The 23733-nt window shown below is 68.9% G+C and carries 46 protein-coding genes and 1 tRNA gene; 45 read left to right on the forward strand and 2 right to left on the reverse strand.

What is annotated here, in order from left to right; translation table 11 throughout:
- Window positions 1–713: 713 nt before the first annotated feature.
- Together ABZT17_RS26740 and ABZT17_RS26745 are read right to left on the reverse strand one after the other, a co-directional pair.
- Window positions 714–1232: a hypothetical protein gene (locus tag ABZT17_RS26740; protein WP_356352136.1), complete on the reverse strand. Its 519-nt coding sequence runs from the start codon at window positions 1230–1232 to the stop codon at window positions 714–716.
- Window positions 1233–1422: 190 nt separating this feature from the next.
- Window positions 1423–2322, reverse strand: a complete 900-nt coding sequence (locus ABZT17_RS26745) for a hypothetical protein (RefSeq protein WP_356352137.1) — start codon at window positions 2320–2322, stop codon at window positions 1423–1425.
- A 207-nt stretch (window positions 2323–2529) separates the two neighbouring features.
- Here ABZT17_RS26745 and ABZT17_RS26750 point away from each other — a divergent pair, with 207 nt between their 5' ends.
- The 45 genes from ABZT17_RS26750 to ABZT17_RS26970 all read left to right on the forward strand — a co-directional run bounded on the left by ABZT17_RS26750 (window position 2530) and on the right by ABZT17_RS26970 (window position 23568).
- Window positions 2530–2775 (forward strand): helix-turn-helix transcriptional regulator, encoded by a 246-nt coding sequence (locus ABZT17_RS26750; RefSeq protein ID WP_356352138.1) that lies wholly within the window; start codon window positions 2530–2532, stop codon window positions 2773–2775.
- Window positions 2775–2966, forward strand: a complete 192-nt coding sequence (locus tag ABZT17_RS26755) for a hypothetical protein (protein ID WP_356352139.1) — start codon at window positions 2775–2777, stop codon at window positions 2964–2966. Before ABZT17_RS26750 ends, ABZT17_RS26755 begins: the two co-directional genes overlap by 1 nt.
- 186 nt (window positions 2967–3152) lie before the next feature.
- A complete protein-coding gene (locus tag ABZT17_RS26760) occupies window positions 3153–3413 on the forward strand; it encodes a hypothetical protein (RefSeq protein ID WP_356352140.1) in 261 nt (86 codons plus the stop codon).
- On the forward strand, window positions 3406–3708 hold the full coding sequence (locus ABZT17_RS26765) for a hypothetical protein (RefSeq protein WP_356352141.1): 303 nt from the start codon (window positions 3406–3408) through the stop codon (window positions 3706–3708). Before ABZT17_RS26760 ends, ABZT17_RS26765 begins: the two co-directional genes overlap by 8 nt.
- Window positions 3701–4363, forward strand: coding sequence for a LuxR C-terminal-related transcriptional regulator (locus ABZT17_RS26770; protein WP_356352142.1), 663 nt, complete (start codon window positions 3701–3703; stop codon window positions 4361–4363). Before ABZT17_RS26765 ends, ABZT17_RS26770 begins: the two co-directional genes overlap by 8 nt.
- The gene (locus ABZT17_RS26775) at window positions 4360–4731 is read left to right on the forward strand and encodes a hypothetical protein (RefSeq protein WP_356352143.1); all 372 of its coding nucleotides are present in this window, start codon (window positions 4360–4362) and stop codon (window positions 4729–4731) included. The genes ABZT17_RS26770 and ABZT17_RS26775 overlap by 4 nt, the downstream gene beginning before the upstream one ends.
- Window positions 4728–5198, forward strand: coding sequence for a hypothetical protein (locus ABZT17_RS26780; RefSeq protein ID WP_356352144.1), 471 nt, complete (start codon window positions 4728–4730; stop codon window positions 5196–5198). The genes ABZT17_RS26775 and ABZT17_RS26780 overlap by 4 nt, the downstream gene beginning before the upstream one ends.
- Window positions 5195–5557: a hypothetical protein gene (locus tag ABZT17_RS26785; RefSeq protein WP_356352145.1), complete on the forward strand. Its 363-nt coding sequence runs from the start codon at window positions 5195–5197 to the stop codon at window positions 5555–5557. Before ABZT17_RS26780 ends, ABZT17_RS26785 begins: the two co-directional genes overlap by 4 nt.
- 23 nt (window positions 5558–5580) lie before the next feature.
- Window positions 5581–6039: a RusA family crossover junction endodeoxyribonuclease gene (locus ABZT17_RS26790; RefSeq protein WP_356352198.1), complete on the forward strand. Its 459-nt coding sequence runs from the start codon at window positions 5581–5583 to the stop codon at window positions 6037–6039.
- Window positions 6036–6551, forward strand: a complete 516-nt coding sequence (locus ABZT17_RS26795) for a hypothetical protein (protein WP_356352146.1) — start codon at window positions 6036–6038, stop codon at window positions 6549–6551. Before ABZT17_RS26790 ends, ABZT17_RS26795 begins: the two co-directional genes overlap by 4 nt.
- A gap of 16 nt (window positions 6552–6567) precedes the next feature.
- On the forward strand, window positions 6568–6861 hold the full coding sequence (locus tag ABZT17_RS26800) for a hypothetical protein (RefSeq protein ID WP_356352147.1): 294 nt from the start codon (window positions 6568–6570) through the stop codon (window positions 6859–6861).
- 43 nt (window positions 6862–6904) lie between these two features.
- A complete protein-coding gene (locus ABZT17_RS26805) occupies window positions 6905–8140 on the forward strand; it encodes a hypothetical protein (protein ID WP_356352148.1) in 1236 nt (411 codons plus the stop codon).
- Window positions 8137–8448: a hypothetical protein gene (locus tag ABZT17_RS26810; protein ID WP_356352149.1), complete on the forward strand. Its 312-nt coding sequence runs from the start codon at window positions 8137–8139 to the stop codon at window positions 8446–8448. Before ABZT17_RS26805 ends, ABZT17_RS26810 begins: the two co-directional genes overlap by 4 nt.
- A gap of 18 nt (window positions 8449–8466) precedes the next feature.
- Complete coding sequence (locus ABZT17_RS26815) at window positions 8467–8880, forward strand: hypothetical protein (RefSeq protein ID WP_356352150.1); 414 nt, start codon at window positions 8467–8469, stop codon at window positions 8878–8880.
- On the forward strand, window positions 8877–9212 hold the full coding sequence (locus ABZT17_RS26820) for a hypothetical protein (protein ID WP_356352151.1): 336 nt from the start codon (window positions 8877–8879) through the stop codon (window positions 9210–9212). Before ABZT17_RS26815 ends, ABZT17_RS26820 begins: the two co-directional genes overlap by 4 nt.
- Window positions 9212–9688: a hypothetical protein gene (locus ABZT17_RS26825; protein WP_356352152.1), complete on the forward strand. Its 477-nt coding sequence runs from the start codon at window positions 9212–9214 to the stop codon at window positions 9686–9688. The genes ABZT17_RS26820 and ABZT17_RS26825 overlap by 1 nt, the downstream gene beginning before the upstream one ends.
- The gene (locus ABZT17_RS26830; RefSeq protein WP_356352153.1) at window positions 9685–9924 is read left to right on the forward strand and encodes a hypothetical protein; all 240 of its coding nucleotides are present in this window, start codon (window positions 9685–9687) and stop codon (window positions 9922–9924) included. Before ABZT17_RS26825 ends, ABZT17_RS26830 begins: the two co-directional genes overlap by 4 nt.
- Window positions 9921–10370: a hypothetical protein gene (locus ABZT17_RS26835; protein ID WP_356352154.1), complete on the forward strand. Its 450-nt coding sequence runs from the start codon at window positions 9921–9923 to the stop codon at window positions 10368–10370. Before ABZT17_RS26830 ends, ABZT17_RS26835 begins: the two co-directional genes overlap by 4 nt.
- 74 nt (window positions 10371–10444) lie before the next feature.
- Window positions 10445–10828: an HU family DNA-binding protein gene (locus tag ABZT17_RS26840; protein ID WP_356352155.1), complete on the forward strand. Its 384-nt coding sequence runs from the start codon at window positions 10445–10447 to the stop codon at window positions 10826–10828.
- Window positions 10829–10831: 3 nt separating this feature from the next.
- On the forward strand, window positions 10832–11326 hold the full coding sequence (locus tag ABZT17_RS26845) for a WhiB family transcriptional regulator (protein WP_356352156.1): 495 nt from the start codon (window positions 10832–10834) through the stop codon (window positions 11324–11326).
- Window positions 11327–11370: 44 nt separating this feature from the next.
- Window positions 11371–11616: a hypothetical protein gene (locus ABZT17_RS26850; RefSeq protein WP_356352157.1), complete on the forward strand. Its 246-nt coding sequence runs from the start codon at window positions 11371–11373 to the stop codon at window positions 11614–11616.
- Window positions 11616–11837, forward strand: coding sequence for a hypothetical protein (locus ABZT17_RS26855; protein ID WP_356352158.1), 222 nt, complete (start codon window positions 11616–11618; stop codon window positions 11835–11837). Before ABZT17_RS26850 ends, ABZT17_RS26855 begins: the two co-directional genes overlap by 1 nt.
- 3 nt (window positions 11838–11840) lie before the next feature.
- Window positions 11841–12155: a hypothetical protein gene (locus ABZT17_RS26860; RefSeq protein WP_356352159.1), complete on the forward strand. Its 315-nt coding sequence runs from the start codon at window positions 11841–11843 to the stop codon at window positions 12153–12155.
- The gene (locus tag ABZT17_RS26865) at window positions 12152–13333 is read left to right on the forward strand and encodes a hypothetical protein (RefSeq protein WP_356352160.1); all 1182 of its coding nucleotides are present in this window, start codon (window positions 12152–12154) and stop codon (window positions 13331–13333) included. The genes ABZT17_RS26860 and ABZT17_RS26865 overlap by 4 nt, the downstream gene beginning before the upstream one ends.
- 2 nt (window positions 13334–13335) lie before the next feature.
- Window positions 13336–13746: a hypothetical protein gene (locus tag ABZT17_RS26870; protein ID WP_356352161.1), complete on the forward strand. Its 411-nt coding sequence runs from the start codon at window positions 13336–13338 to the stop codon at window positions 13744–13746.
- A gap of 3 nt (window positions 13747–13749) precedes the next feature.
- On the forward strand, window positions 13750–14145 hold the full coding sequence (locus tag ABZT17_RS26875; protein ID WP_356352162.1) for a hypothetical protein: 396 nt from the start codon (window positions 13750–13752) through the stop codon (window positions 14143–14145).
- A gap of 2 nt (window positions 14146–14147) precedes the next feature.
- Entirely contained in the window at window positions 14148–14414 is a 267-nt protein-coding gene (locus ABZT17_RS26880; protein WP_356352163.1) for a hypothetical protein, read from the forward strand.
- Window positions 14411–14971 carry a hypothetical protein gene (locus tag ABZT17_RS26885; protein WP_356352164.1) on the forward strand — a complete coding sequence of 187 codons (561 nt, stop codon included), beginning with the start codon at window positions 14411–14413 and terminating at the stop codon, window positions 14969–14971. Before ABZT17_RS26880 ends, ABZT17_RS26885 begins: the two co-directional genes overlap by 4 nt.
- Window positions 14968–15360 (forward strand): hypothetical protein, encoded by a 393-nt coding sequence (locus tag ABZT17_RS26890; protein ID WP_356352165.1) that lies wholly within the window; start codon window positions 14968–14970, stop codon window positions 15358–15360. Before ABZT17_RS26885 ends, ABZT17_RS26890 begins: the two co-directional genes overlap by 4 nt.
- On the forward strand, window positions 15357–15761 hold the full coding sequence (locus ABZT17_RS26895; protein ID WP_356352166.1) for a hypothetical protein: 405 nt from the start codon (window positions 15357–15359) through the stop codon (window positions 15759–15761). The genes ABZT17_RS26890 and ABZT17_RS26895 overlap by 4 nt, the downstream gene beginning before the upstream one ends.
- Entirely contained in the window at window positions 15751–15996 is a 246-nt protein-coding gene (locus ABZT17_RS26900; RefSeq protein ID WP_356352168.1) for a hypothetical protein, read from the forward strand. The genes ABZT17_RS26895 and ABZT17_RS26900 overlap by 11 nt, the downstream gene beginning before the upstream one ends.
- Window positions 15989–16369: a hypothetical protein gene (locus ABZT17_RS26905; RefSeq protein ID WP_356352170.1), complete on the forward strand. Its 381-nt coding sequence runs from the start codon at window positions 15989–15991 to the stop codon at window positions 16367–16369. Before ABZT17_RS26900 ends, ABZT17_RS26905 begins: the two co-directional genes overlap by 8 nt.
- 3 nt (window positions 16370–16372) lie before the next feature.
- A complete protein-coding gene (locus ABZT17_RS26910) occupies window positions 16373–16831 on the forward strand; it encodes a hypothetical protein (protein WP_356352171.1) in 459 nt (152 codons plus the stop codon).
- Between the two features lie 2 nt (window positions 16832–16833).
- Complete coding sequence (locus tag ABZT17_RS26915; RefSeq protein ID WP_356352173.1) at window positions 16834–17193, forward strand: DUF6085 family protein; 360 nt, start codon at window positions 16834–16836, stop codon at window positions 17191–17193.
- A complete protein-coding gene (locus tag ABZT17_RS26920; RefSeq protein WP_356352175.1) occupies window positions 17186–17482 on the forward strand; it encodes a hypothetical protein in 297 nt (98 codons plus the stop codon). The genes ABZT17_RS26915 and ABZT17_RS26920 overlap by 8 nt, the downstream gene beginning before the upstream one ends.
- A complete protein-coding gene (locus ABZT17_RS26925; RefSeq protein WP_356352177.1) occupies window positions 17469–18050 on the forward strand; it encodes a hypothetical protein in 582 nt (193 codons plus the stop codon). The genes ABZT17_RS26920 and ABZT17_RS26925 overlap by 14 nt, the downstream gene beginning before the upstream one ends.
- Window positions 18051–18285: 235 nt before the next feature.
- Window positions 18286–18357 (forward strand) — tRNA-Ile (locus ABZT17_RS26930).
- Window positions 18358–18389: 32 nt separating this feature from the next.
- A complete protein-coding gene (locus ABZT17_RS26935; protein WP_356352179.1) occupies window positions 18390–18818 on the forward strand; it encodes a hypothetical protein in 429 nt (142 codons plus the stop codon).
- An 82-nt stretch (window positions 18819–18900) separates the two neighbouring features.
- Entirely contained in the window at window positions 18901–19443 is a 543-nt protein-coding gene (locus ABZT17_RS26940) for a hypothetical protein (RefSeq protein WP_356352181.1), read from the forward strand.
- Window positions 19444–19448: 5 nt separating this feature from the next.
- Window positions 19449–20285, forward strand: a complete 837-nt coding sequence (locus ABZT17_RS26945; protein ID WP_356352183.1) for a hypothetical protein — start codon at window positions 19449–19451, stop codon at window positions 20283–20285.
- Entirely contained in the window at window positions 20282–21142 is an 861-nt protein-coding gene (locus ABZT17_RS26950) for a hypothetical protein (protein WP_356352185.1), read from the forward strand. The genes ABZT17_RS26945 and ABZT17_RS26950 overlap by 4 nt, the downstream gene beginning before the upstream one ends.
- A 2-nt stretch (window positions 21143–21144) precedes the next feature.
- Entirely contained in the window at window positions 21145–21612 is a 468-nt protein-coding gene (locus ABZT17_RS26955; protein ID WP_356352187.1) for an HTH domain-containing protein, read from the forward strand.
- Window positions 21609–21956 carry a hypothetical protein gene (locus tag ABZT17_RS26960; protein WP_356352188.1) on the forward strand — a complete coding sequence of 116 codons (348 nt, stop codon included), beginning with the start codon at window positions 21609–21611 and terminating at the stop codon, window positions 21954–21956. The genes ABZT17_RS26955 and ABZT17_RS26960 overlap by 4 nt, the downstream gene beginning before the upstream one ends.
- 633 nt (window positions 21957–22589) lie before the next feature.
- A complete protein-coding gene (locus ABZT17_RS26965) occupies window positions 22590–23297 on the forward strand; it encodes a nucleotidyltransferase domain-containing protein (protein ID WP_356352190.1) in 708 nt (235 codons plus the stop codon).
- A 52-nt stretch (window positions 23298–23349) separates the two neighbouring features.
- Window positions 23350–23568 (forward strand): hypothetical protein, encoded by a 219-nt coding sequence (locus ABZT17_RS26970; RefSeq protein ID WP_356352192.1) that lies wholly within the window; start codon window positions 23350–23352, stop codon window positions 23566–23568.
- Window positions 23569–23733 lie beyond the last annotated feature (165 nt).

The following is a 23733-nucleotide window of genomic DNA, read 5'->3' on the forward strand; positions in this document are numbered from 1 at the left end:
CGGGCTCGCGTTAGCCGCTGCTGGGGGACCGCTCGTCGATGGCGGTGGTTCGCCCGACGGGCCTGATGCGCTGGATACAGCGGAAGCTGTCGCGGTGCCTGTAGGCGCCGGGGTCAGAGTGGGAGACAAGCCGCCGCTTGGTGGCGTTGTACCCCCTCGCACGACCACTAGCAGGACAGCGGTGCCGATGGCTACTGTGCCTGCGACTCCACCAGCCAGCACGGCTCGCGGCCGTGTGCGGCGGATCTGGTGCAGCTTGGCCAGCACAGCTGCCAGGCCTCCCATATACAAGGCCAGATGGCGTTTCCTTCGTACGGGCTCAATTTCCTCTTCGGTGGGCTCTAAAGACCTTGCCTCCGGTTGATATCCGATGTCACGAAGAATCCTGTCGCTGTCGCGCTCGACGCGTAGCTGTGTGAGCTGCCAGCTGAGTTTCCTCAGCTGCCGGAAGAGCAGCCATACGACCAGAGCGATTGCGCCGAGTGCGCCCGCGAGAATGAAATCCGTCATTCCCATCCCCTACGAGCAGCACACGGTTGAGTTGGATGTGTGGTGCAGGTGATGAGAATGCGTCATTTTCGGTCACGCCTAGATGCATATATGCCGATCGTGATCGAGCCGTGATGAAGCTCTAGGTAAGGCATTACCAGGCGCTACGGTCAGGGGTGTCGCCAAATGCCGGGGGCGCATGGCGCGGGACGTGAGCATGCGTGCTACACCAGCACGGGCGACGGCATGGAGGGGGCCAAGTCGGGTAGCGCGGGGTGGCCAGCAGGAAGTGGCCGGCTCTTGGGCCAGTTCTGATACCAGAGGCCGTCTCCTACCATCCGCAACAGCATGTCGTTCATGTCGTTACGGACCTTGCGTGAGACGCAGTCCTCGTCGACGACCCACACGCAGAGGCCCTCTTCCTGGATGGGGAAGACGATGTGCCCTGGGGGCATCAGATGCGAGGGGACGCTCTCCCACCGATTGACGCCCAGTAGGAGGCCAAGGGCTTGGCCCTCCACGCGCTCGCCTTCGGTCCATGCCTGGCGCCAACTGCCGTGGACGATCAGATGATTGCTCTGGCGGGTCAGTTCGTCGGGAAGCGACGGGGAGACCTCCCCCTGCCGGAAGAGGACCTCGGCGTGGCCGCCTGGCCAGTCCTTGATGGTGACGACGAGGCCGTCTGGCATCTCCTCCTCGTCCACGATTCTGTAGACCACGGGCTTGTGTGACTGATACGGCATGAGGCCGTCACCCCCCAAGGCAGAATGGTTGCGCCGCGGAGGATGACGCGCACGGACTGCGCCACCCGGTCCTAACTGCGGCGAGGCCCCATCATGCACAGACCGACTACTTTTGGCCACACCTCTGTCACCAGGCGCAACGCCCGCCTCTGTCAACTGGGGCAATACAGCTGGGGAGTTGGCGGTCCGACTATTTTTGGCCACGCCGCTCGGGAGCGGTCCGGAACATGTCCATGAGCGCCTGGGCCTTCTGGGCCGCCTCGGGGGTCAGGTGCTCGCCCTTCAGGTTGGCCATGACTCGGCCGTCCGTGCTCCAGATGGTCTCCAGGCCCAGGAACTGGCCGCCCGCTGCCGCGCGGACCTGCGCCAGATCCAGGCCCAGAACGGAGACCAGAGCGTCCAGTTGCGGGTAGGCCGGGAACTCCTCCTGGGTCAGAGTCGCCGACTCGAGGCGCTCCAGCCAGTCGACCTCGATGACGTGGTCGCCGGTCCCCGGGTCCACGGCGCGCGCGGCCACGTCCTCAAGACTCAGGCCGGCCGCATCCCGCGCGGTGCGCACAAGGTCCGACAGGTCGGTGCGCCCAGTGACTGGATAGGGTCCGCGGGCGCCTCCCGGTGGCGCCGCGTGGGCAGCGGCCTTCTCGTGGGATTCGATCTTCGTGGCGAGCCTGCGCAACAGGAGGGCCTTCTCGGCCGCGCTACGGGGGCGCTCGTCGAGGGCATTCAGGATGACCCTCTGCTGCCACTCCTCCAGCTCCGCGAATGGAGCCGGCGCGGGTTGTTCCTCGGCTGCCGATCCCTTCGAGCGCTCCAGCTCCCGGAGGATCTCGACGGCGTCATCTCGGCCGGTCTCGGCGAGGCGGTCGGCGCTGATGCCCAGCGTCCAGCAGATGTGAGCCAAGGTCGTCGATGGGGCGATGACTTGGGTGTCGCTGTCCTTGCGCCAGCCGCGCTCGATCTGGCGCCATCGGCTACCACTGAACTTGATCTCCATGCGTGCCGCCGCGACCTCCGGACTGAGTCCGGCGGCCTCTCGTACGAGGCGGATGAGCATCGCCTCCGGCGGTGGGGGTGTCGCCGGTGCTCCCATGACCGTGTACCCCTGCCCTCTCTGTATGGGGTTGTTGGACTTTCTTGGACTGTATCGAACTTAGGCAGGGGCGTCGCTAGGGCTCCGCACACAACCTGCACAGGTGGAAGGCCGTAGTGCAACACTGAAAGCAGATGTCAAAGAAAGTCACAGCTACTGATCAGTAAGGGGTTGTACAGTCAGATACATAGTCGTACTGTCCCTTACATGAGATCGAGAACCGAACTTGACCGGGGGCGCCTCAGGCGCAGACGGATCGAGGCGGGGCTGAACCAGACCCAGCTCGCCCGCCGAGCCGGGATCAGCAAGCAGCTCGTGAGCATGGTCGAGAAGGGCAACGCCAACTTCTCGCCCAACAACCTGGGCAAGATCGCACAGGCCCTCGGCTGCAAGATCGCCGATCTGCTCCCCGATGAGCAGCCCACCGCCCCCGGCGCCGAGAGCGCCGCCTGATGGCCGGGGCCCGGATCTGCCGCACCGCCGAGGAAGCCTTCGACGCCGGCTGGAACGAGACCTGCGACCACGGCAGCCCGGACCCCGGCGACTGCCCCACGTGTGGACTCACCGACGCCGAGATCGCACGCCTGGTCGTGCTGCTCGGCGGCCTCGTGGCATCCGGTGCCCCCCGACAGGCGGCCGCCTGATGCGCGCCCTGATCGACGTCATCTGCCGCTGGCTCTGCGAGACCTGCGGCCACCGGAACCCGACCTGGCGGTTCGAGTGCCGCCGCTGCCGAACCGGCCGCCCCTGAACGCACTGAGGGCCCGCCGTGCACCCGGCGAGCCCTCGGCCCACCACCCAACCAGCTTGAGAGGAACGAGGTGGACCCGATGCACACCAGCATCGCACACACCGACTTCGCGGACCGGGACGAGACCGCAACTGCCCTGCGGATCGTCAACTCGACCCCGACGTTCGCCCCGCCCCTCGACATCGCCCGCCGAAACGCCCACCGCACCCTCGCCGAGGCCAGCTCCCTCGACCTGGACACGGCGACCGTCGGCCAGGTCTACAGCCAGTGCGGTGCCCTCCAGGAGAGCCTCCGCCAGGTCCTGGCAGCGCTCGACGCCGAGGACGGCCGGCATGCCTGAGCCGCTCACCACCGAGTACATGCAGAAGACGCAGCAGATCATCGCGGCTGCCCCGGTAGGCCCGTGGAACGTCGAGCCCAGCACACATGGTCTCCCCGACCAGGTCGGACCCATCGCGTTCCTGGAGACCTGGGCGGACACCGAACGGATTCCCGTCGTCGAGTTCATCTCCCACGCCCGCGAGGCACTCCCTCGCTACGTCGGCGAAGTCTCCCGCCAGCAGGCCCTCATCCAGACCCTGGAGCAGCGCATCCGCGACCTGGAGAGCGGCCAGGACGGCGGCGACCGTGACTGACGACCGAGCCTTCCCGTGGGCCCGCACGTACGACACCGAGCAACTCGCCGCGTTCATCGAGGACCTGTGGGGAGCAGCCTCCGGCGACAGCGATCTCGACACCCTCGACGCCATCGAGAAAGTGATCGCCGACCACCGGCCGGACGAGCCGATGACTTGTCCTCTGAGCGACCTTGAGATCGAGGTCCTGGCGTCGCTGGCCAACGGGCACACGCGCCTCGGAGCGGCCCGCAAGGCCAGCCTCAGCGAGGACTCCGTGCGCGCCCTGCTGGCCCGCCTGTACCTGCGACTCGGCGTGCAGAACCTCACTCACGCGGTCACCACCGCGCTGCACTACGGGTGGCTTCCCGTCGAGAAGCTCAACATCCCGAAGCCGATCGTCGTGCATCGGATGAGCCCTCAGGCCTGGAAGCTCCACTACTGCGATCGCTCCCAGAAACTGCGGGAACGGCCCGGCGAGTTCGTGACCATCGGCCCTTACTTCTCGTACGACGGCGTCCGCAGAGCGGCCGACCGTATCCGCAAGGGCCTGATCGACGACTTCCGGCCCGCCGGAGCGTTCGAAGCCGTCCCGTTCACCGAAGGCGGCCTCTGGTCCATCCGCGCCCGCTACGTCGGCACCCCCAGCACCAACGCAGAGAGAGCAGCGTCATGACCAAGAGCACGCATGACTACCGGGGCACGGTCGTCGACCAGGAGAGGCGCCAAGCCGATCCCTTCCGGGTCCGCCTGACTGACCTCGCCGACCAGTACCCGGTGGGCGCCCGCATCGTCCACGCCTGCGGCCGGCAGGGAACCGTCGCCCTGGACGAGCCGCCACACGTGCCGGGCCTGTTCAGCGGCAAGCCATCTGCCGTGTGCCTGGCGGGCGAGTACTTCGAGAGGCCGATGGTGTTCGCCACCTGGGAGAACGAGCACGAGTTCACCTGGAGAGTCTGGGTTCCAGTCTCTAAGGTCCGCCTGGGCAAGGCGCCCGCGATCAACCGTCCCGGCAACAAGGCCCGGATCGGCGGCCGTCGATGAGGTACGCGATCATCGCCACCGACGGCGACCTCACTCACCACGACGGCGACCTCGACTGGGACAGAGTGATCGGTCCCGAGGGAAGGTCGCGCATCTACCTCCCCGGCCTCGCCGCCGCAGGATGGGCCAACGACGTCGGGTTGCGCTCCCCGGATCGGTATCCGCGCAATGTCACCGGCTCGTGCGTGCTCGCCGCGTTCGGTGCACGCATTCAGCCGTACGCCGGACCGATCGTCTTCACCGGCTGGAACCCGGCCAACACCGGTGTCGGGCTGTCCGAGATCGAGTCGCTTCCCAGGCCCGTCGAGACCCTGGACGTGGTCCACGGAGACGTCATCAAGGCCCTGGCTGGACAGACCCCGCGCGACCTGTCCCCGAGCTGGGCCGAACAGATGCGGGAGATCGCTGAGCACGTCCGCACCGTGGCCGCCCCTGGCATCACGATCCGGGCGGTGACGCTCGGATGACCGCCGAACAGCGGCGCGACGCCGTCATGAGCGCAATGAAAGCCCGCGGCCTGAGACCCATCAAGTCAGAGGACTGGGACAGAGACGTCGTCCTCCAAGTGCTGCGCGAGAACCGAGCCCGCAACGCAGGCAGCCCGTACACCCAGGAGGTCATCCGCACCGCCGCGGTCGTCGCCAACGAGATCTCCGGCCTCGTCGACCTTCCGGTCGCGGACATCGCCACCGTGCTGCTCGCTGCCGGCGCCTCCGTCGGAACGGTCGCGCTGCTTCGCCCGGTCACGGGGAGGACGACCGCGGAGATCCTCCAGTTCGCCGCAATGGAACTCGACCAGCACGCGAACGGCGGTGAGACGCCGTGACCCGGCCGATTCTCGCGATCACTGTGCACGGCACTCCGGGCCCGCAGGGATCCAAGACCCGCAACGCGGCAGGAGCCATGTATGAGTCGTCCGCCAAGGTCAAGCCCTGGCGCGAGGCCGTGAAGACCGCCGCACTCGATGCCCTCCACCATGACCAGAACTGGACCGCGCTCGACGTTCCCGTGTGGGTCGACGTGCAGTTCAGCCTGCGCCGCCCGAAGGGCCACTACGGCACCGGGCGGAACGCGGGACAGCTGAAGGCGTCCGCGCCGGCCTACCCGACCAGCAAGCCCGACCTGGACAAGCTCGTCCGGTCCACCCAGGACGCCTTGAAGGACGCCGGTGTGCTCGCCGACGACAGCACCGTCGCATCCCTGTCCGCCTCGAAGGTCTACGTGCTCTGGGGCGATGCCCTCCGTACCCCCGGCGCCGTCATCAAGGTCTGGCGCCTGAACGACTTCCTCAAGGAGCCCCAGTCGTGACGCAGTTGAAGTTCGACGCGAAGGTGTCGGCGTCCGCGCAGGAAGCGCTGGAACCGCACATCCGGCCCGTCTACGCCGCCCCGGCCGCCCGGCGCCTGTTCATCGGGGAGTTCGCTGCTCTGGAGCGCACCGAGCCCGCTCCGGGGTCGGAGAAGGAGGCGTCGGTCAAGGTCCGCATCGTCTCTCTGGAGCTACCGAACGAGGCCCAGGAAGGCTACGTGCGGGAGGCCCTGCGGTTCCTGCACCTCCAGCGCACGGCCCGCGGAACCCTCGACGATGACGGCCAGCTGGAGCTCGACGAGTCCACGCTCCGACTCACCGGTGGTCACCTGGCCTACCTCGAGACCGCCCGCCTGCGGGCCGGGTTGAACCACTGGGGGCTGTACGCCCGCCGGGTCTTGCACACGTCCAACCTCACCATCTCCGAGGTCATGCACGAGCTGAAGACGATCGCCGACGGACTGACCGCCGCTCTCGATGGTGCCCACGGCAACGACACCAGCGACGACTGATCCCGGAGCGCCAGCCATGTCCACAGTGAATGTCAGCGGTCTCGACAAGGCCGCCGTTCTTGCGGCCCTCTTCAACGCCTCGCAGCCCCTCGGCCTCGGCTTCCTGAATCCCGCATCCGCCCAGCCGATGACCGCCCAGCGGGCGGCTGAAGTGCTGGCTGAGGCAGGCGACGACCCGTACTTCGACTACCTCCAGGGCCGCGTGATGAAGCTGCGCCTGAACGACGACGAAATCGACCCACGCCTCTACGACCGCGACAACGGCGAAGGTGCCTGCGCAGCGGCCATCAAGGCACTTCGCACGCCATAAGCCCCTCTCTACATCCCACCGAGCCCTGAAGGGAGGTGACCCCATGCCTCAACGCGTCCGCGTACCGCTTCGTGTCGTCGTCGGCTACTACAGCGACGCCTCGGTCAGCGTCTACACCAAGGTCGCGGCTCTCTCGCGCCGCGAGTCCGGCTGCGAGGCAGGGGTCGCCTACCTGTCAGGGCTACTCGGCCTCGCCCGCTCAACCGTCGAACGCGCCCTGACGCAGCTCATGAGGCCAGCGCCAGACGACGACGTCGCCGAGGTCACCAGCTACCGGCGCACGCTGCCCGGCGGCCGTGGCACGACCGCTGTCCGGCGCGTGCGCGCCGTCGGCCGCGCCGAGCACGGAGCATGGGTGCCCACGCGAGCTGCTGAAGCGCTCAGCCCCCGGCAACTGCGGACCTACGCTGCACTTTCGTACGCAACGGCGATCGGGCATCACCTCACCCTCGGCGAGCTCGGCCAGGTCCTGAGGCACCGCTCGGGCAAGCAGGCCGGGCAGCCGCTCGACCCGCGCTCGGTACGCCGCATCCTCAGGTCCCTCGAGGACGTCGGCTGGATCAGCGTCGAGCGCCGCGCGGGATACCGCGGCCGGCACGCATACACCGTGCACGACGAACCACTTCAGGACTCACTGACTGCGGATCTTGAAGAGGGATCGGGTGCGGATCTTGAGGCCGGGTCCCTCGCGTCTAAGGAACACCACCCGACTGACTCACCCGATGATCCGCCCACTGCCGCCCTGGACATCCGCCGGAGGCGAGAGCAGGTAGTAGCGCGAGAGCCTGTGGAAAACTCTCCGCTTCCCGCCGCGTTGCGCCGACCGTACGCGGGGCCGCAGCTGAGCCTCGCTCCGCGGATCTGGCGAGTCCTCGAACCGGTGGAGACGCTGCTGCCGGGCCTCTCGCCGTACGTCGTACGAGAGTTGGCCAGGGTCATCGGCCGCCAGCTCGACGAGGGCCAGGAGCCGCAGCAGATCCGCGCTCGGCTGGAATTCCGGTTCGCGTCGACCGAGCAGATAGGTGACCCGGGTCGGTGGCTGCTCGGCTCGGCCGTCGTACGACGCGGCTGCGGCCTGGTCGCCTGCGAGTCCGGACGGATCTGGCACACGGGACGGCTCTGCGAGATCTGCGTTGCCTCTTGGTCTGCTGCCGAGCGCCTGCGGCGCCTGCACCGCGAGCTGGACGAGCGAGAACGCCAGTTGGGCATCCGCACCCCCTACCGGCTGGCTGACGAACGGCCGGCGGCCGCGCCCCTCCCGGAGAGGAGGGCGACGTGACGGACGTTCCCCGGCCCGCAACGGTGCAGCTGCTCGCCCTCGCCGCAGCAGCCCGCCCGGACTGGTCGGCCGACCTCCTGCAAGACGTCGTCGCGCAGATCCGCTGCCGACAAGACATGAGCTTCGGCCGTCTGGTCGTCGCCGTCGCGCAACTGATCGCCGACCCCGAAGCCGAGCCTCCCGACCTGCTGGCCGCACGACCCGAGCTCTGGCGCCACCGGCGGCAGCCGCCCGGACCCGAGACAGCACAACGCGGGGCCGCTGCCGTCCGCGCAGCCCTGCACCACACCGACACCGACACCGACTGACCGAGGGAGATGATGGCGATGACCGCAACGGTGCACATCGCCCGTCGCACCACCACCCGGCCGCACCTCACGCTCCGGGAACGCTGGGACGCCTTCCAGCTGCGTCACTTCCGCCGCGTCCAGACTGCCGCCTTCCAGCGCCTGCACGACCGGCTGCCCCTCGACGACCCGGACCGGCACGCGCTTGACGCCCCGGCCCTCGAGGGCGCCTTCGCTCAGCTGGCCATCGCGCACGCCGATCGCGTCACCCCAGCCGACGGAGGCATCGAGGCCCGCGACAAGGACCGGGAGGTCCTGCTGCTGGCCACCTGCGACGCGTGGTTCCGCGACCTTCACGGACCGCAGCACCGCTGGTCCGCACGCACAATCGCCGCCTACCAGCGCCTCCAGGACGACGTGCGCCGCTGCTTCCATCCCGGCGGTGAAGCATGAGCAGCCGGACGTCCGAGTGGACGGCGACGGCCAAGGAGCGCCGCGCGCTCGACGAGCAGCTGTACACCCTCGTCGGCCGCAGCGTGAAGGAAGTCCGCGTCACCCGGGTCAACTGGCCCAAGGGCTATCGGTGGGTCACCACCTTCTTCGGCACCAACGGCAGGGAAGTGCCGGTCTTCGACCGAGGCCTGCACCACCAGGCGGCCGTGATCCTCCGAGAGGTTTTCCCGCGAGCCAGCTGGGGCCGGGCGCAGGACTACGAAGTCGCCACCGGCACCCTGCGCGAGCACGTCGTACGTCTTCCCTCCGCCCTGCGGGAGGCGAAGCACTGATGCGCACCTACGACGAGGCCATCAAGGACGCCCGCAGCGAGGGCACGTTCTCCAACAGCTCCCAGTGGGACGTCTGGTCGGCGAAGAACTGCGACCGCTGCGTCCACGACAAGCCGGCCCGGCAGAACGACGAGGCGAACGGCTGCCCCCTGATCCTCATCGCGCTGGAGGGCAAGCGCCCCGCCGAGTGGCTGACACAGACCGAAGAGCAGGAAATCCACGCGGACTACACCTGCACCGAGTTCCGCGACGAGAACGACCCCGACACGCAGCCGCGCCCGCTGCCGGTGCCGGACGGCCAGGGCGAACTGCTGCCCCGCGGGCCCTACGAGGGCCACCGCATACTCACGACGCCCAGCCAGAACACCCAGGCCACGAGCGACTTCCACGAGTCCATCGAGGCCGGCCTGACCGAGGACCTCGACGCCTTCTCTCGCCGCCTGGAGGCGGCCGACCTCAACCGGAGGACTTCATGAGGACCCCCGCGCTCCTGCGCCGCTGGCGCTCCCAGCTGAGCGACGCCCAGACCAACCGCCTCCGCGTCCAGCTCGCCGACGAACGCGGCCGGAACAAGCAGCTGGAACGGCGCGTGGCTGACCTCCAGGCGGCTAACGAGGGCGCCTACCACGAGCTCGCCATCGCGAACGGCAACCCGTGCCTCAAGACGAGCTGCTCGCTCTGCGCGCCCGCACAGAGGCAGGTGAACGCGTGATCGGCTACCTGCTGTTCTCACTCGGCACTGCTGGCACCGCGGTCGCGGCGTACGCCGCCGCACCGGCTGGCCGCGGGGTCCACCGGTATGTCGTCCCCCGCGCCCAGCTGCGGGCCCACATCGCTGGCCTCGAAGGGCAGAACGAGGAGCTGGTCTGCAAGATCTTCGGCCTCACGTCCGAGCTGGACGGGGCCTACGACGAACTGCGCGAGGCGCTCGTCGGCAAGGAGAAGGCCGAACAGCAGGTCGAAGACCTCGAAGTGCAGCTGAAGGGCTTCGACGCGACGTGCGCCGACAACAGCCGCCTTCGCGCCGACCTCGCCAACGCGACCGCTATGCGGCAGCTCCTGCCGGGACCATCCCCGGCCGACGACGCGAGCGCGCTGCCTGACGAACTCCAGGAGTTCGCCGACGCCACCGCGACCGCCTGGCGAGCCAGCACCTGACCCACAGTCTCGTCCGCCGCCCGGATGACTCCAGGCCGAGCGGCGGGCGACATCACCCCAGAGAAGAGAGAACCGTGACCAAGAAGAAGCCCACCCCCATCACCAAGCGCCTGACCACCACCACGCTGATCAACCATGTGGCCGCCGACCTCGGCACCCTCCCCGACGAGGTACGCCCGACTGTGATGGCCACCTTCGACGCGATCGCCCGCGCGAACGCATCCGGCCACGACGTGGCGATCACGAACTTCGTCACCTTCGTCTCGCACCAGGTGAAGCGGCGCACCGTCCGCAACCCCCAGACAGGCGAGGCGATCCCCGTGCCGGCGCACCGGGTCGTCCGGCTGCGAGTGTCCGGCCACCTGGCCGACGCCGTCCGGCGCCGCGACCGGCGGGTGACCATCCGCAAGGCCGCGAAGGGCACCAAGACCCTCCCGACCACACCGTCCGAGGAGTGACCCATGGCCTACTCAGGAGCCGTCCCCGACACGGCCGCGCGCCCCCTGGACTGGATGGACCGCATGGCGTGCCGCGAGGAGGACCCGGACATGTTCTTCGCCAAGGACCGGCAGCACGAGGCTCGCCTCATCTGCGTGGTCCGATGCCCGGTGCGGACTGAGTGCCTCGCGAGCGTCAAGGAGGCGGAGCGAGGCGCCCATCGGGACTACCGGGACGGCATTGTCGCGGGGCTGGCTCACAACGAACGGTGGCGTCTCGACGTCGAGGCGATCCGCTGCAAGGACGACACGGTCCCGCTGATCCTCGACGGAACCGAACCGTGCGGCACCCACAACGCCCTGCTGGGACACCTATGGCGGGCAGAGCGCATCGACCCGGAGTGCTGGAGTGCAGAGGTGCGCCGCGACCGCCTTGAGCGGGCCACGGCCGCGCGCACAAGCAATCCGGCAGCCGCGGAGCCGGCACCGTCCGAAGTCCCGCTGAAGACCGCCTCGTGACGCCTCCCGTCCATCGACAACTACGAACCCCCGCAAGGACCTTGATGCACTTCATCGGCCTGACAGCGCTCACCGTCGTCGTCCTCGCCGTGGCCGCTCTCCTGCTCGGCGTGCGGCCCTCGTGGTTCTTCGCCCTGCTGTCCCTGGCCTGCCTCCTCCAGAGCTTCAGCGAGGCCTACGAGGAGCACCGGGTCCGCGCTCTCGGCTGCCTCATCGCCGCCGCCTTCCTCGCTGGCGCGTCCTTCTACAGCCTCTTCACGCCGCCCCACAGCAGGGGAGTCGACAGCTGATGGCCACTCTCACCGACAACCAGATCTACCTGGTCGGCGCGATCGGTGGCCTGACCGCCATCGCCACGGCCGTAGTGGCCACCCTCCTCGCGGTGGGCGTGCACGCCGCAGCAACTCGCGCCATCGCCGCGATCACGGCGCGCAACGAACGCAGCCGGACCCTTCACGAGGCTCGGCAGCGCCTGACCACCTTCAGCACCATCGAAGACCTCAAGGACTAACTCGTGTATACCGCACTCGCCCATACCGGGGGCGGCCTCTCCGCCTTCACCATCCTCGGCATCTGCGCCAACGCCGTGATCGCCTGCCTGGCGCTCGCCCTCGTCCCGTGGCGAGGCACCGGCAGGCACCGGGCAATCGGCTCGGCCCCGGCGCCCGTTGACGCTCCGGCCACCGCGGCGTCCGTCGACGACGACATCGTGCAGATCCCCCGCATCCCCGTCGCGAAGCTCCTCGACCCTGACACCGAGACCACCCTCACGACCGCCCTCCCGCGCCAGCGCACCGGAGCGCTCCAGCCCGAAGGGAGCGGACGTTGATCGAGCCCGCATTCCCGCAGACCTTCGTCGCGCAGCGCGACGAGGACCTGACTGGCGTCTCCGGCGAGGGCGTCGTCGCTGAGGGCGTGCAGTTCTCGGACGGCTGGGTCGTCACGCACTGGCTCGACCAGCCGCCGATGAACGAGCCCAAGACCGACGTCTGGCACAACAAGGGCGCACAGCCCTTCGAGCGCATCCACGGCCACGGAGGTGCCACCCGGATTGTGTGGTCCCACGAGGTGGCCGCCGCGCGCCGCGAGCTCCTCGCCGACATCGCGGAGGCCTACGACGTACCCCCAGTATTCGTTGGCCCGGAGGCTGAACGGGCCTACCTGCACCGGCAGATGAGCCGGGCACTCGCCGAGGTACGGCACGACCCGATCGAGGGGGTGTTCCACCGGAAACGCCTCGGTGCAGCACTCGCCGATGTGGTCATGCCCATCATCGAGCAGCTCCAGAAGCAGCGTGACGATGCTCTGGCCGCCAACGGACGGGCGTACGGACTCGCCCGAGCCTGGCAGCACGCTCATGGGTCGGCGATGTTCCTCGTGCGTGCCGCTGGCGCCGAACTGCACGACGTATTGGACGAATCTGAGGACGCGCTGGCCGATGTCGTGCCGCAAGAGCAGAATGCGCAGGCCAGCAACTCTGGCGCAGAAGACGGCAAGTCAGCCCTCGTCCCGGACCTTCTCTTCGACTCCGCGCGGTGCCCGCACTGCGCCGAACACCCGCCGCGCCACCTCCTCGACGGGCACGTAATCCTCGCGCATGCTGACCTCCCTCCTTGCACCGCGACCTTCGCCACTGATCAAGCCATCCTGAAACGCTGTGCGTTCCGAGTCGGACACCGCGACGGCGAGTACGGCCACTGGCACGCCAGCGTGCGTGAAGGGCTCGGCCGAACGGTGTGGAGCGACTCCCACGTTGGAGCTACTCCGCACCGTGCACCCGAGCCTGCGACAGCGACCGAAGCGACCGAAGGCCAAGCCGACGGCGCTTGCCGGACCCCGCGCCAGCGCGGCTACAAGGCCGTCAACGAGTACCTGCAGACCCTTCCCTGGCACTCGCTGGCCACCCGGACCTACATCTGGCGCGCAGTCAATCGCGCACTCGACGCCGCCGGGCACTCCGTAGACCCCGAGACGCTCTGTCAGCTCCCGCACGAGATGGAGGCCTGACCGTGCGCAAGGGCCTCCAGGCGGACGCCACCCCGGAAGAGGTCCGGGACCAGCTCTCGTGGACCCGCGGGGAGCTGGCTGGCGCGCGCCGTGCGATCCAGCACATGTGTCGGTCGATGAGCTGGATCGCGGGCCATGACCGGCAAGGCCTCGACCACCTCGAAGAGGCCATGCGATTCGCCCGCGCCCGCGAGAGGGCAGTCGACCAGGCCAAGCGGTGGGCACGTCGCGCCCGGTCCGCAGAGGCCGGCCTTGACCGCGCCCGCGAGCTCCACCGTCCCGTCGAGTACGGAGGACGGGTCATCTGCGCGGAGTGCTCGGCATACGACGGCCGGTACGACACCACCGACAACGCGCCCGTCCTCCACAGCCAGTGCTCCACCACCATCGCGCTCGACCGGAAGGAGCCCTGACCGGTGAGCAGCACCTACCACATCTTTTGCCTCGGCCACGATCCCGCCATCGCCATCACTGGCCTCGGACACAACCGGCCCGACCAAGCTGAAGCCGCCATCCGAGACGACACCGACAGCCATGCGCGCTGCGACTTGATCATCGCCCGCTATTCCGGTGGCTTGGTCGAACTCGGCTGCCCGCCCAGCTATCCGGTCCGAGACGGCGCCTATCGGTGTGGCGTCCACAGCCGCACCCAGTGGGTCATGGACGAGTGGCTGACCCTGCTAGCCGCCGCCTATCAGTCCGACGACGAGGCCGTGAAGGCAGCTGCGGAACACCGCGGGTTCTCGTGCTGGCCGTGGGACCGGCTGCGTCGTCTCGGTGCCGAGCTGAACTTCACCGTGAAGGAGGCCTGACCATGGGACGGCGAATCAAGGCCGCCAGCGTCGAACGGCTCCTCCGCGACCAGGGCCACGAGTTCTCCGAGTTCGAGGCAGGCGAGTGGGACCCCGGCTTCCGAGTCGCCCAGGGCGGCACCCGAGCCGTGCACGTCTTCTACGACGGACCGGGCGAGGCAGACCAGCTCGAGGCCATCACCGCCGAGCTGCGCGCCGCCGGGTACCACGTCGTGGCCACCCAGCAGGACCGCGGTGGCCGTCGGCGCCTGGAGGTGACCCGACCGTGAGCAAGCTCGCCGTCGTCACCATCCACCCCGTGCAGCAGGTCGCGGCCGAGCCGCAGACGCTCGACCTGCTCACCGCGCGGCTACGGGCACAGCTCAGCGAGCGGCTCGAACAGCCGGTGGCCACCAACCAGATGGGTGACTTCTTCGGATGGCCGCTCGTCGCGGACCCTGCCCTGCCCCCCGGAATCGTCTACCTGCGCCCGTTCCCCCAGCCACCACAACCCGAACCGGATCAGGAAGGAGGCGACCCAGCCATGACGGCACACCCGATCCCAGAGAACGGCCACTGCTGGTGGCTCGTGAGCGGCAAGGAACGACGGCTCCACGCCATCCCGGGCCGCCAGATCACCCCAGAGGCGATGCGCGACGCCACCGACGAGGTCCGGACGATCCCCGCCAGCGCCGCCTGCGGGATACACCGCCGGTGGTGGATGCCCGGCCTGTTCTCCCGCCTCGGCCGACGCCGCTGCATCCCCTGCTGCCGCGCCCTGGACATCCCGGCCGGCTACGGCACCCCCGCCAACGAGAACCACCCCAAGGAGAACGACCGCCCGTGAAACCCGACTACACCCGCGGCTTCCGGCTGCACCACAACGGCCGCATCCTGCACGGCGCCGAGTTCCCCACCGGCCACGCCCTCGTCGTCGACGACCCCGAGTACGGCTTCTGCACGTCCGCCCACTCCCTCGACGAGCTCCTGAAGGGCTACCACGGCGCCCGCGCCGAATGGCCACACGACCAACTCGTGCCCACCGAGCTCCTGCTCGACCTGGTGACCATCGCGACGCACCCCGGCAGCTTCACACCCCCGGCCAAGCCGTACCCGGCGGACGCCGTCCGCGCCGTCCTCGACCAACTGACCAAATACCTGGGCTACGACGTCGCCGAACGCGCCGCCGAGCAGGAAGCCAACCGCGCCCTGGCGCAAGGAGAAACACACCTGTGAGCACCGACACCCAATGGAACGGCGAACCGTGCGTCGCCACCCAGGTCACCGTCATCGTCGCTGACGACCATGTCTTCCCCCTGTACTGGGCCCGCGACTTCGTCGGCACCCGCCGCAAGGCCATCGAGGTCCAGTACGGCGACCAGACCTTCTACCTCGACGACGAGGACGGCAGCGGCTGGGACAAGGTCACCCACGGCGGCTCGCCAGCCTGGGGACACCGCGACCTGATCATCGAACCCGGAAGCGTAGAGCCGCGCCCGGTCGCCATGCCGGAGTTCGACTACCCGCGCGACCCGGACGCCGAAGAACTCCTCAGCACCCTGCCGGCCGACGCCCAGCGAAGCATCCGCGCCCAGCTGGCCACCGAGGCAGCCGAGGGGCATCCCGATGGACGCTGACAAGCGCATCAGGACCGTTGACCACCACGAGTGGACGCTGAAGGCACCCGCCCACCACACCGAGGTCGAGAAGACCGTCGCGGTCGCCGAGCACGACCGCGCACGGCTGGCCGCGCAGGGCGTACGCACCGGCGACGTCCACATCCACGGCGACGACACAGGGCTCGTCATCTCCTTCGAGGCCGAACGCCTGAAGAACCCGAAGCGCCAGGCCGCGGAGGCCAGCCATGTCTGATCACCCCTTCGGCGTCCCGCAGTTGGAGCCCTTCGACCTGGAAGCCGACGGCAAGACCATCGCGATGGCCACCATCGGCTACCTACAACTGACCCTCCGGCCGCCAGGGACCGTGCCAACCGCTGAACAGGCCACAGCAGTCATGGCCGATGTCCGAGCAGCCCTCCTCGCCGGAACGAAGGCGTGCAGCGAGGTGAGCCGACTCCGGACCGATCTGACCAGCCTGCGCGACACCCACCGGCCCAAGCCGCACGCCGACCCCACGAAGGCCGGCGCCCTCTGCGCCGCCTGTTCCGTACACGGATCGATCGTCGCGTGGCCGTGCGCCACCTGGTCGGCGGCCGAACGCATCCTCACCCACCGGAAGGCCTGAACGTTGCTCAACGAGGAACGCTTCGTACTCAACTTCAAGCAGTACGCGCAGCAGTTCATGGTGGGCGAGGAGATCTTCCTCGACCTCGACGTCTCCATGCAGCGGGAGATCTTCGGCCAGTACCTCTTCCAACTCCGGACGAAGATCCTCGCCGACGACCTGCCGCCCGAGCAGCTGACCCAGAGAACCCGAGTGCCGTACGAGGTGCCGGCCTCGACCTGGCAGATATGGAAGAAACGTCACGCTGCCACCTGGTACGCCCGCCGTCTCGTCGCCCGCTGGCCGGTCCGCTACGAGCCCGATCCCGACGGCCGCGGCACGGACGCCGTGTGCACGTTCGACCTTGAGCGCTTCCGCATCTACCCGCGCGCCCGGGTGCAGCTGCCGCCCGACCGCTTCGGCATGGAAATCCTCGCGCACGGCATCCGAAACGTGCGTTGGACCGCGGGCGAGGACGACTGACCATGACCGACAACATGCGCGTACCCGGCTACTGCCCCATGGGCTGCGGCCAGACCCTGGAGCGCCGTGGCACCGACGGCGTGATCCAGTGCCAGGCCACTCGCTGCCCCCGCGTGTACGCCGTCCAGGACCTCCTGACCGACCGCGAAACCGAGCACATCGTCCAGTTCGACACGACCGGCTTCACCGTCCGGCACCCGCTGCGCGAGCGCATCGGCGATGCCCTGATGCAGTGCACCCTGCATCGGCACTGCGCCTCCCTGTCCGGGCCACCCGCCGACCCCGGCCGCTACCGAGCGGTGCGGGTTGATGGTGAGTGGCGGTTCCAGCGACTCGACGCGCAGGAGGCCGCAGATGCCTGACGGTCAGCTGAAAGTCACCTTCGACGACGACTCCGAGGCATCCGTCCATCCGTGGCTAAAGCTGAAGGAATCCGGGCTGCTGTGGCTGATCAACCGGACCGTCTTCCATCCGCGCGGGCTCGCGCTCGGGATGGCGTACCGCGACGACGGCGACGTACTCGGCTGGGTGCTGCTCGGCGATGGATCCCAGCCCATCCAGTTCCCTCCGGACGACGAGCCTGAATTGTTCGCTCAAGCCCAGGCCACCCTTGCCGCAGCTTGCAGGAAGGACGCCGATGCAGACGCTTGACGACCTGGTGGAAGATCTCGTCGACCGCTACTCCGGAGACAAAGAGCACCCTGGCGACGGCGGCCCCGGCCTCATCCACCGGCTCGACACCCTCGGGCTCCGCTCCCGCCAGCCGCGCGACGCCGGCCATGCGCCGCCCGGCTCCCGGCCGCCGACCTCCCTCGAAGCCGTGAACTGGGCGCAGCGCATCAAGGTCGAAGCCATCAGCCTCGACATGCGGCTGCGTGGGTCGGCGCACACGCAGTCCTGGTACCGGGCCATGAAGGCGATCCCGCCCGGCGCCGAGAATGCCGACCGTGTCTCGGAGGTCACGCGCACGGTCGGCCGCTGGCACGGCACAGTCCTCACCGTCCTCGGCCTACGCGGACCGTCCGTGCACTTCCGGCACGCCCTCTGCCTCGCCTGCGGGGAGCGCACCGTGTACGGCCGCGCGGACGACGACCGGCCGCGCGCATGGTGCATCAACGACGCGTGCGAGGACGGCGACACCCAGGCGCCGGCCCGTTACGAGGGAACCCGCCTGTATCTCCTCACTGAAAACCGGGCATCGGCGCAGGCCGCGGACTAGGAAGATCCAGTTCGAAGAAGTCAAAGAAAGTGCGACTCATGTCTTGTGGTGAGTCGTACATTCTCGTACTGTCATTTACAGAGGTCGCGGCACCGAGATCGGACATTCGGGCCCTTGCGGCCTCACGACGGACCGGCGTCCGGACTGAACTCCCCCCAGTCCGGTCGCTGCCCGGGGTCGCGCCCCGAAATTCCCCCGAGCGGGGCGCGACCCCACCCCACAACTCAACATCGAAGCGCCGTAGCTCAGTTGGCAGAGCAGTTCCCTTATAAGGTTCAGGTCGCGGGTTCGAGTCCCGTCGGCGCCACTCAAACACCCACCGTTTATTGGGAGTTGAGCATGCCTGCAACGGCACACGTGCGCCTGCCGACGACACCCGCCGAAGTGGCGGCCGCGGCCCTCGACGGGATCCAGAACGACCCCAGCGCCTTCGAGATGGGCAACTGGGCGTGGCTGACGCTTAGCCGCCAGCTGACCCCCGACCAGGCACCCGCCTGCGGAACCACGCTGTGCGCCGCCGGATGGGTTGCCCACGTCACCGGCTGGACCATCGTCGACCTACGCGAAGGCGAACAGGAGGTCAGGGCCACGTCTCCCAGAGGAGGCGAGTATCTGACCCACGCCCAGGTCTACGCCGAGAAGGACGGAGACCGGCGCCTGATCTGCGACGTCGCCCGCGAAGCACTCGGCCTCAAGGAGCCCGAAACCTTCTGGTACGGGGACGCCGACACGGCCATCTACCGGCTCCACGACATCGCCGGACGCTGACCCACGACAGCCCGGCGGCCGGACACGCGACCCGCATCACGCAGAGACTCGCTTCCCGCCGCCGGGCCCCACCCCGGAACGGATGACCATGAACTCCGACACCCTCGCCGTACCGCGCCTGAAGTGGCGGCGCGTCAGCGACGAGCAGTTCACCACTCAGGACGCCGACGGCGTCCGCTGGAGCGTCGACCGGCACCCCACCGACGCGAGACGCCAGGGCAAGGACCCCGATTGGAGCCCGAAGTGGTGGCTCCACCAGCTCGACCACGACGGCCTGCTTCGGGAGACCGCGGAGACGCACGAGACGTGCCCCATCGTCACCTCGCGCCAGATCATCGCCCTGAACCGGCACCGCGACGTCCTGCGCTACGCGGACGTACTCGCTGCGGGCTGGGACAACGCCTGCTGGCGCATCCAGAACGGGCATCCCCTCGCCGAGCAGGTGTTCCGCCGCGACGGCCAGCACGCTCCCCTGTCGGCCCTCCTCGGCGATCCCGTCATGGTCCACCCCCAGCGGCTCCTCAACGCCGAGCTCCGGTCCTCGCGCTTCGAACGCCGCGCGTACGCCGCCGAGCAGTCCCTCAGGGACGCCGGACTCCCGCTGCCCAACGTCGAGAGGCCGTGACCACCATGAACAGCACCGCCATGAACCTGATCGAGCACGCCCTTCTGACCTACACCGAGGGAACGGCCATGCAGGCCGAGGAGGACGGCGGACGCTTCCAGCAACAGCAGGACGAGTTCGTCGAGTCCGCCCGCAGCTGCGCTGTCCGTACTCTCTGCGAAGACGCCGGGAACCTCGACTGGCAGTACACGGTCGTCGGGCTTCCCGAGCACATCGAAGAGGCCCGCGCCCTACTTGCCCCGGGACGCCTGGAGTATCTCCGCTACCGGGTCGACTGCACCGACGAGGACAGGACGTCCGTCGGCTTCGAACTGGTCCGGCCCTGCCTCGCATGCGGACACGACCAAGTCACCCAAGTCTCCAGCCTGTTCCACCTCGGCCGGCTCCTCGCCGAGAGCGCCGCCGAGCACACGGACGCCGGCGAAGACGACCCGCAGGACTCGGCAAGCCCACTCGCCGGCATCCACGGCCTCCAGGCCCGCGCCAGCCGAGTGACAGGGCTCGCTCGGCATCTCGCCGCGCAGCACCCCGACGCTGCCCTCGTGGTGCAGTTCGCCCACGTCACCGGCCACCAGGACGGCGAAGGGCGCGCCGAACTCCGCCTGCGAGCGGCCAGCGTCGACGCGGCAGCCGACGTCGCCAGGACACTGGGCGCCCACCTGGTGACCGACATCTACAGCACCATCGGCACCTACGTCTTCCAGCGCGGCGACACCACCACAGTCGTCGACGGCATCGAGGTGCAGCTCTCTGCGCACACCCAGCTATCCGAGGAAGAAGCCGACGCCTGGCGCGCCGAACAGCTGCCCACGACCGACGCGGAGGGTGGCGAGAACAAGTGAGCGCCAGAGAGACGTTGACCGCGGACCAGCGCGCCGCGCTCGCCGAGCAGCTCGGCGACGCTCAGCCCGCTCGGAACTCACTGCTCATGTCCTTCGGCAAGTCGGTGCAGGACCGCCGCGAGCACGACCACACCACGCAGCGCGAAGACTGGTACTGCCTGAACCTCGCCGCGTACATGGGCGAGCGCGCCGCTACGGTCCTGCGCCGCCTTCTCGACGCGGAAGCACGTACCCAGAGGTACCGGACCGCCTGGGGACTTGCTAGTACCCGGGCAAGGTCACTGGCCGGCGCTGCTGACCGCGCGGCCGAGCGGGCGCGCGTAGGACAGCAGGCCCTCCAGGAGGCCCTGCTCACCGTCCTCGCCATGCAGATGGACCAGACAGCGCAGCGTGTCGCCGACCTCCGCAAGGCCGCCGACGACATCAACGGCATGCCCCAGGACTACGAGTGCGACCCGGGGCGCGGCGACTCAGCGGAGTTCCTGCGCCGTAGGGCCGACGAGATGGAGCAAGGGAAGGACACCAGCGACGCGCCCCAGCTGTCCGCTGGCGAGTCCACCCAGGCACTCAACAATCTGCTCGCACACACCACCGTCTTCGAGATCCCCTGGGCACGAAGCGCACTTCCCCTCCAGCTGCGTCGCTCGTACGGCTACGCGGACCGGTGGGCCATCTGCGACCGCGAGGGGCACCGCTGGCACCGTGAGCACGGATGGGTGGCCGAAGACGACGGAATCCGCTACGAGGCGCAGCGCGACGCCACCCGGTACGCACTCGCCGAGGCGTGGCCACTGGCACACCAGATCGCCACCAGCGAATCGGCGCGGGCCACTCAAACGGACGGCGCGAGTCAGTGAACATGCCCGCGCCGCTCACCATCGCCGCGCGCCGCGCCATGGTGGAGGAACTCCTGCGCCAGGAGCCAGGCATCAGTGCCAGGAACATCGCAGCTCGCCTCGGGGTCGGGAAGGACACGATTCGCCGCGATCTCGACGCGATCCGCCCGGCGCAGAGCCAGCCAGCGCCGGAACCGGCAGCTCCCGAGCCGTCCAATGCGCCGCATGCGCCACTGGCTGAGCCGGAGGGTGCGCCACTCGACCCGCTCAGTCAGCCGGTGCGAGACCTTCTCACGCCCGAGGCGCGCGCCGACCTCGCCGTCCTGATGGAGGCCGGCCACTCGGCCAGCTTCGCGGTACGGCGCGCCCTCGAGGTCCTCGCCGACGCCTACCGCGGCGCCTGGGAGCGAGGCCTCTACCCGCGCGGCACCGCACCCGAGATCACATACGTCAGCATCGCCCTGCACAACCAGAAAGGCACCGCCCCGTGAAGCCTGTCGTGTGCAGCTTCTACATCCGCACCCCGGCCGAGAGCGGCCAGTTCTACTACGACCGCGTCAACGTCGGCTCCTACCACGGCGACGGGAAGCTCCACACGCCGCAGCCGCCGCAAGTCGGCGACCTGCTCCATCTGTGGGACACGGTCAAGCGGGACGGCGGTACCTACGTCGTCCTCGCGCGGCAGTGGCTGTACTCCAGCTACGGATCCACCAACTGGCCCGTGCTGGAGCAACAGCCGACAGTGGGTCCGCTCCTGGAGGTGATCGTGGAACCAGCGGAGGGCGTCTTCCGCGACCAGGCGCTGCGACCGGACGAGGAGGATGGAGGCCAGTGAACTACCGCCCCTACCCCGACTCCTCCCGGGCCCTGGCCCAACTGGAGCGCGGACGTGTGCCGGCGCCCCCGCTGTGCCCCATCTGCGATCACGCCGTCGCCCGGCACGCCACGGAGGACGGGCAGCCAGCGTGCATCCGAGGATCCGGGCCGATCTCCTGCCGCGACTGTGCAGAGCGCTGGGCGCGCGATCCACAGATCGCTGCGCTGATCGAGCTCGGTCGGAATCTGGCAGGCCTCCCACAAAGGCACGTGCTCCTCGTGCAGGCGCGCCGTACAGGGAAAGCGGTCATCGTGCGCGCCGTCACTCACCACGCGGTGAAGGGCGGCGAGCACGTCCACATCGCCACCCGAAGCGGCGTCCGCTGCGCCGGTGGAGACGGCGCGTGCACGCTGCCCAGAACTGAGCAGGGACCGTGAGCGCCGCTGTTCAGGTCCGGCCCGCGGACTTTCCGCCGGTCGGCTTCAGTATCGCGCCTCCCGTCCGGGCCTGGGCGGCGTGGTGCGGGCCCTGCGGCCGAGATGGTCGGCGCCTTCTCATCGGCCGTTCCTCACGCCTCGACAAGCCGGGCTGGGACGCCTGCATGGCCACAGCGCAGGCCCACATCGGCAAGCACAAGGAAGGCGGCCGATTGTGACCGCAGCTCGTCCCGACGTCCCGCACGTCCTACTGTCCGGCATCGTCGGCTCGACGGCCTATGGCCTCGCCCGTGAAGGATCCGACATCGATCGGCTCGGCGTGTATGCCGTGCCCACCGTGCAGCTGCACGGCCTTGAGAAGCTGATCCAATCGCACGTCTTCACCGACCCGGACCGGACCCTGCATGAAGCTGCCAAGTGGTGCCGACTCGCCCTGAGCGGCAACCCGACCGTCATGGAGCTGGTCTGGCTGCCGGGCGAGCTGTACGAGGTGCGCACAGCGCTCGGCGACGAGCTGATCGGCATCCGGAGCGCGTTCCTGTCCGCGAAGAAGGTACGCGACTCCTACCTGGGCTACGCGACCCAGCAGTTCCGGCGCCTGGAGGCCCGCGGCGACGGATCGTTCTCCGCGGACACCCGCAAGCGCACCGCGAAGCACGCCCGGCACCTGAAGCGCCTGTGCCACCAAGGACTTGAGCTGTACACCACCGGGCGGCTCACCATCCGAGTCGACGACCCGGAGTCGTACCACGACTTCGGCGACCGCGTGGCGGCCGACTCCGGAGCTGCCCGGCCGCTCCTCGCCGAGTACGAGGCCGCGTTCGACGAGAACCGGTCCACCCTGCCGGACCAGCCCGACGAGGGCGCCGTCGAGGCGTGGCTACGCCGTGTCCGCGCCCACTTCTACAGGCCGCCCGCGTAGGAATCAGCCCGTCGCATCATGTCCAGTAACTCGACCTTCCACGGAGGAGACCATGACCACCGACCGCGTACCCGTCCGAGTCCTGCTGCTGATCGGTGACCAGGCCGAGATCGTCGCGGACGTGCCGCCCGAGGAGCGTGAGAAGCCGGCCCGGTACGCAGCCGACGAGATCGCCGCAGCCGTGGGCCTTCCGGCCGACCAGCTGCCCGGCAAGCGGCTGACCGCCCACGTGGACGCCGACGACCGGCTGTCCGGCTGGCAGCTGGCCTGATCGCAGAAAGCCCCGGTTCCTCAGGAGCCGGGGAATTTCTTCACCCCCTGGTGTTGTAATCCACTACCTGTGCTGTAAAGTACTACTCAAGAGGTGAGGGGCTGCGAACCCCGACCCTCCCGATCCATCTCAACTCAACAGTGGAAGGACAGTCACATGGCTGAC

The organism is Streptomyces sp. NPDC005648 (assembly GCF_040605395.1).
GTDB lineage: Bacteria > Actinomycetota > Actinomycetes > Streptomycetales > Streptomycetaceae > Streptomyces.

What these genes read in the sequence shown, in the direction of transcription:
- ABZT17_RS26740 (WP_356352136.1), bottom strand. Translation starts at nt 1,232, where the DNA reads ATGCCGTATCAGTCACACAAGCCCGTGGTCTACAGAATCGTGGACGAG.
- ABZT17_RS26745 (WP_356352137.1), bottom strand. Translation starts at nt 2,322, where the DNA reads ATGGGAGCACCGGCGACACCCCCACCGCCGGAGGCGATGCTCATCCGC.
- ABZT17_RS26750 (WP_356352138.1), top strand. Translation starts at nt 2,530, where the DNA reads ATGAGATCGAGAACCGAACTTGACCGGGGGCGCCTCAGGCGCAGACGG.
- ABZT17_RS26755 (WP_356352139.1), top strand. Translation starts at nt 2,775, where the DNA reads ATGGCCGGGGCCCGGATCTGCCGCACCGCCGAGGAAGCCTTCGACGCC.
- ABZT17_RS26760 (WP_356352140.1), top strand. Translation starts at nt 3,153, where the DNA reads ATGCACACCAGCATCGCACACACCGACTTCGCGGACCGGGACGAGACC.
- ABZT17_RS26765 (WP_356352141.1), top strand. Translation starts at nt 3,406, where the DNA reads ATGCCTGAGCCGCTCACCACCGAGTACATGCAGAAGACGCAGCAGATC.
- ABZT17_RS26775 (WP_356352143.1), top strand. Translation starts at nt 4,360, where the DNA reads ATGACCAAGAGCACGCATGACTACCGGGGCACGGTCGTCGACCAGGAG.
- ABZT17_RS26780 (WP_356352144.1), top strand. Translation starts at nt 4,728, where the DNA reads ATGAGGTACGCGATCATCGCCACCGACGGCGACCTCACTCACCACGAC.
- ABZT17_RS26785 (WP_356352145.1), top strand. Translation starts at nt 5,195, where the DNA reads ATGACCGCCGAACAGCGGCGCGACGCCGTCATGAGCGCAATGAAAGCC.
- ABZT17_RS26800 (WP_356352147.1), top strand. Translation starts at nt 6,568, where the DNA reads ATGTCCACAGTGAATGTCAGCGGTCTCGACAAGGCCGCCGTTCTTGCG.
- ABZT17_RS26805 (WP_356352148.1), top strand. Translation starts at nt 6,905, where the DNA reads ATGCCTCAACGCGTCCGCGTACCGCTTCGTGTCGTCGTCGGCTACTAC.
- ABZT17_RS26815 (WP_356352150.1), top strand. Translation starts at nt 8,467, where the DNA reads ATGACCGCAACGGTGCACATCGCCCGTCGCACCACCACCCGGCCGCAC.
- ABZT17_RS26820 (WP_356352151.1), top strand. Translation starts at nt 8,877, where the DNA reads ATGAGCAGCCGGACGTCCGAGTGGACGGCGACGGCCAAGGAGCGCCGC.
- ABZT17_RS26825 (WP_356352152.1), top strand. Translation starts at nt 9,212, where the DNA reads ATGCGCACCTACGACGAGGCCATCAAGGACGCCCGCAGCGAGGGCACG.
- ABZT17_RS26830 (WP_356352153.1), top strand. Translation starts at nt 9,685, where the DNA reads ATGAGGACCCCCGCGCTCCTGCGCCGCTGGCGCTCCCAGCTGAGCGAC.
- ABZT17_RS26845 (WP_356352156.1), top strand. Translation starts at nt 10,832, where the DNA reads ATGGCCTACTCAGGAGCCGTCCCCGACACGGCCGCGCGCCCCCTGGAC.
- ABZT17_RS26850 (WP_356352157.1), top strand. Translation starts at nt 11,371, where the DNA reads ATGCACTTCATCGGCCTGACAGCGCTCACCGTCGTCGTCCTCGCCGTG.
- ABZT17_RS26855 (WP_356352158.1), top strand. Translation starts at nt 11,616, where the DNA reads ATGGCCACTCTCACCGACAACCAGATCTACCTGGTCGGCGCGATCGGT.
- ABZT17_RS26880 (WP_356352163.1), top strand. Translation starts at nt 14,148, where the DNA reads ATGGGACGGCGAATCAAGGCCGCCAGCGTCGAACGGCTCCTCCGCGAC.
- ABZT17_RS26900 (WP_356352168.1), top strand. Translation starts at nt 15,751, where the DNA reads ATGGACGCTGACAAGCGCATCAGGACCGTTGACCACCACGAGTGGACG.
- ABZT17_RS26905 (WP_356352170.1), top strand. Translation starts at nt 15,989, where the DNA reads ATGTCTGATCACCCCTTCGGCGTCCCGCAGTTGGAGCCCTTCGACCTG.
- ABZT17_RS26915 (WP_356352173.1), top strand. Translation starts at nt 16,834, where the DNA reads ATGACCGACAACATGCGCGTACCCGGCTACTGCCCCATGGGCTGCGGC.
- ABZT17_RS26920 (WP_356352175.1), top strand. Translation starts at nt 17,186, where the DNA reads ATGCCTGACGGTCAGCTGAAAGTCACCTTCGACGACGACTCCGAGGCA.
- ABZT17_RS26925 (WP_356352177.1), top strand. Translation starts at nt 17,469, where the DNA reads ATGCAGACGCTTGACGACCTGGTGGAAGATCTCGTCGACCGCTACTCC.
- ABZT17_RS26935 (WP_356352179.1), top strand. Translation starts at nt 18,390, where the DNA reads ATGCCTGCAACGGCACACGTGCGCCTGCCGACGACACCCGCCGAAGTG.
- ABZT17_RS26940 (WP_356352181.1), top strand. Translation starts at nt 18,901, where the DNA reads ATGACCATGAACTCCGACACCCTCGCCGTACCGCGCCTGAAGTGGCGG.
- ABZT17_RS26945 (WP_356352183.1), top strand. Translation starts at nt 19,449, where the DNA reads ATGAACAGCACCGCCATGAACCTGATCGAGCACGCCCTTCTGACCTAC.
- ABZT17_RS26955 (WP_356352187.1), top strand. Translation starts at nt 21,145, where the DNA reads ATGCCCGCGCCGCTCACCATCGCCGCGCGCCGCGCCATGGTGGAGGAA.
- ABZT17_RS26970 (WP_356352192.1), top strand. Translation starts at nt 23,350, where the DNA reads ATGACCACCGACCGCGTACCCGTCCGAGTCCTGCTGCTGATCGGTGAC.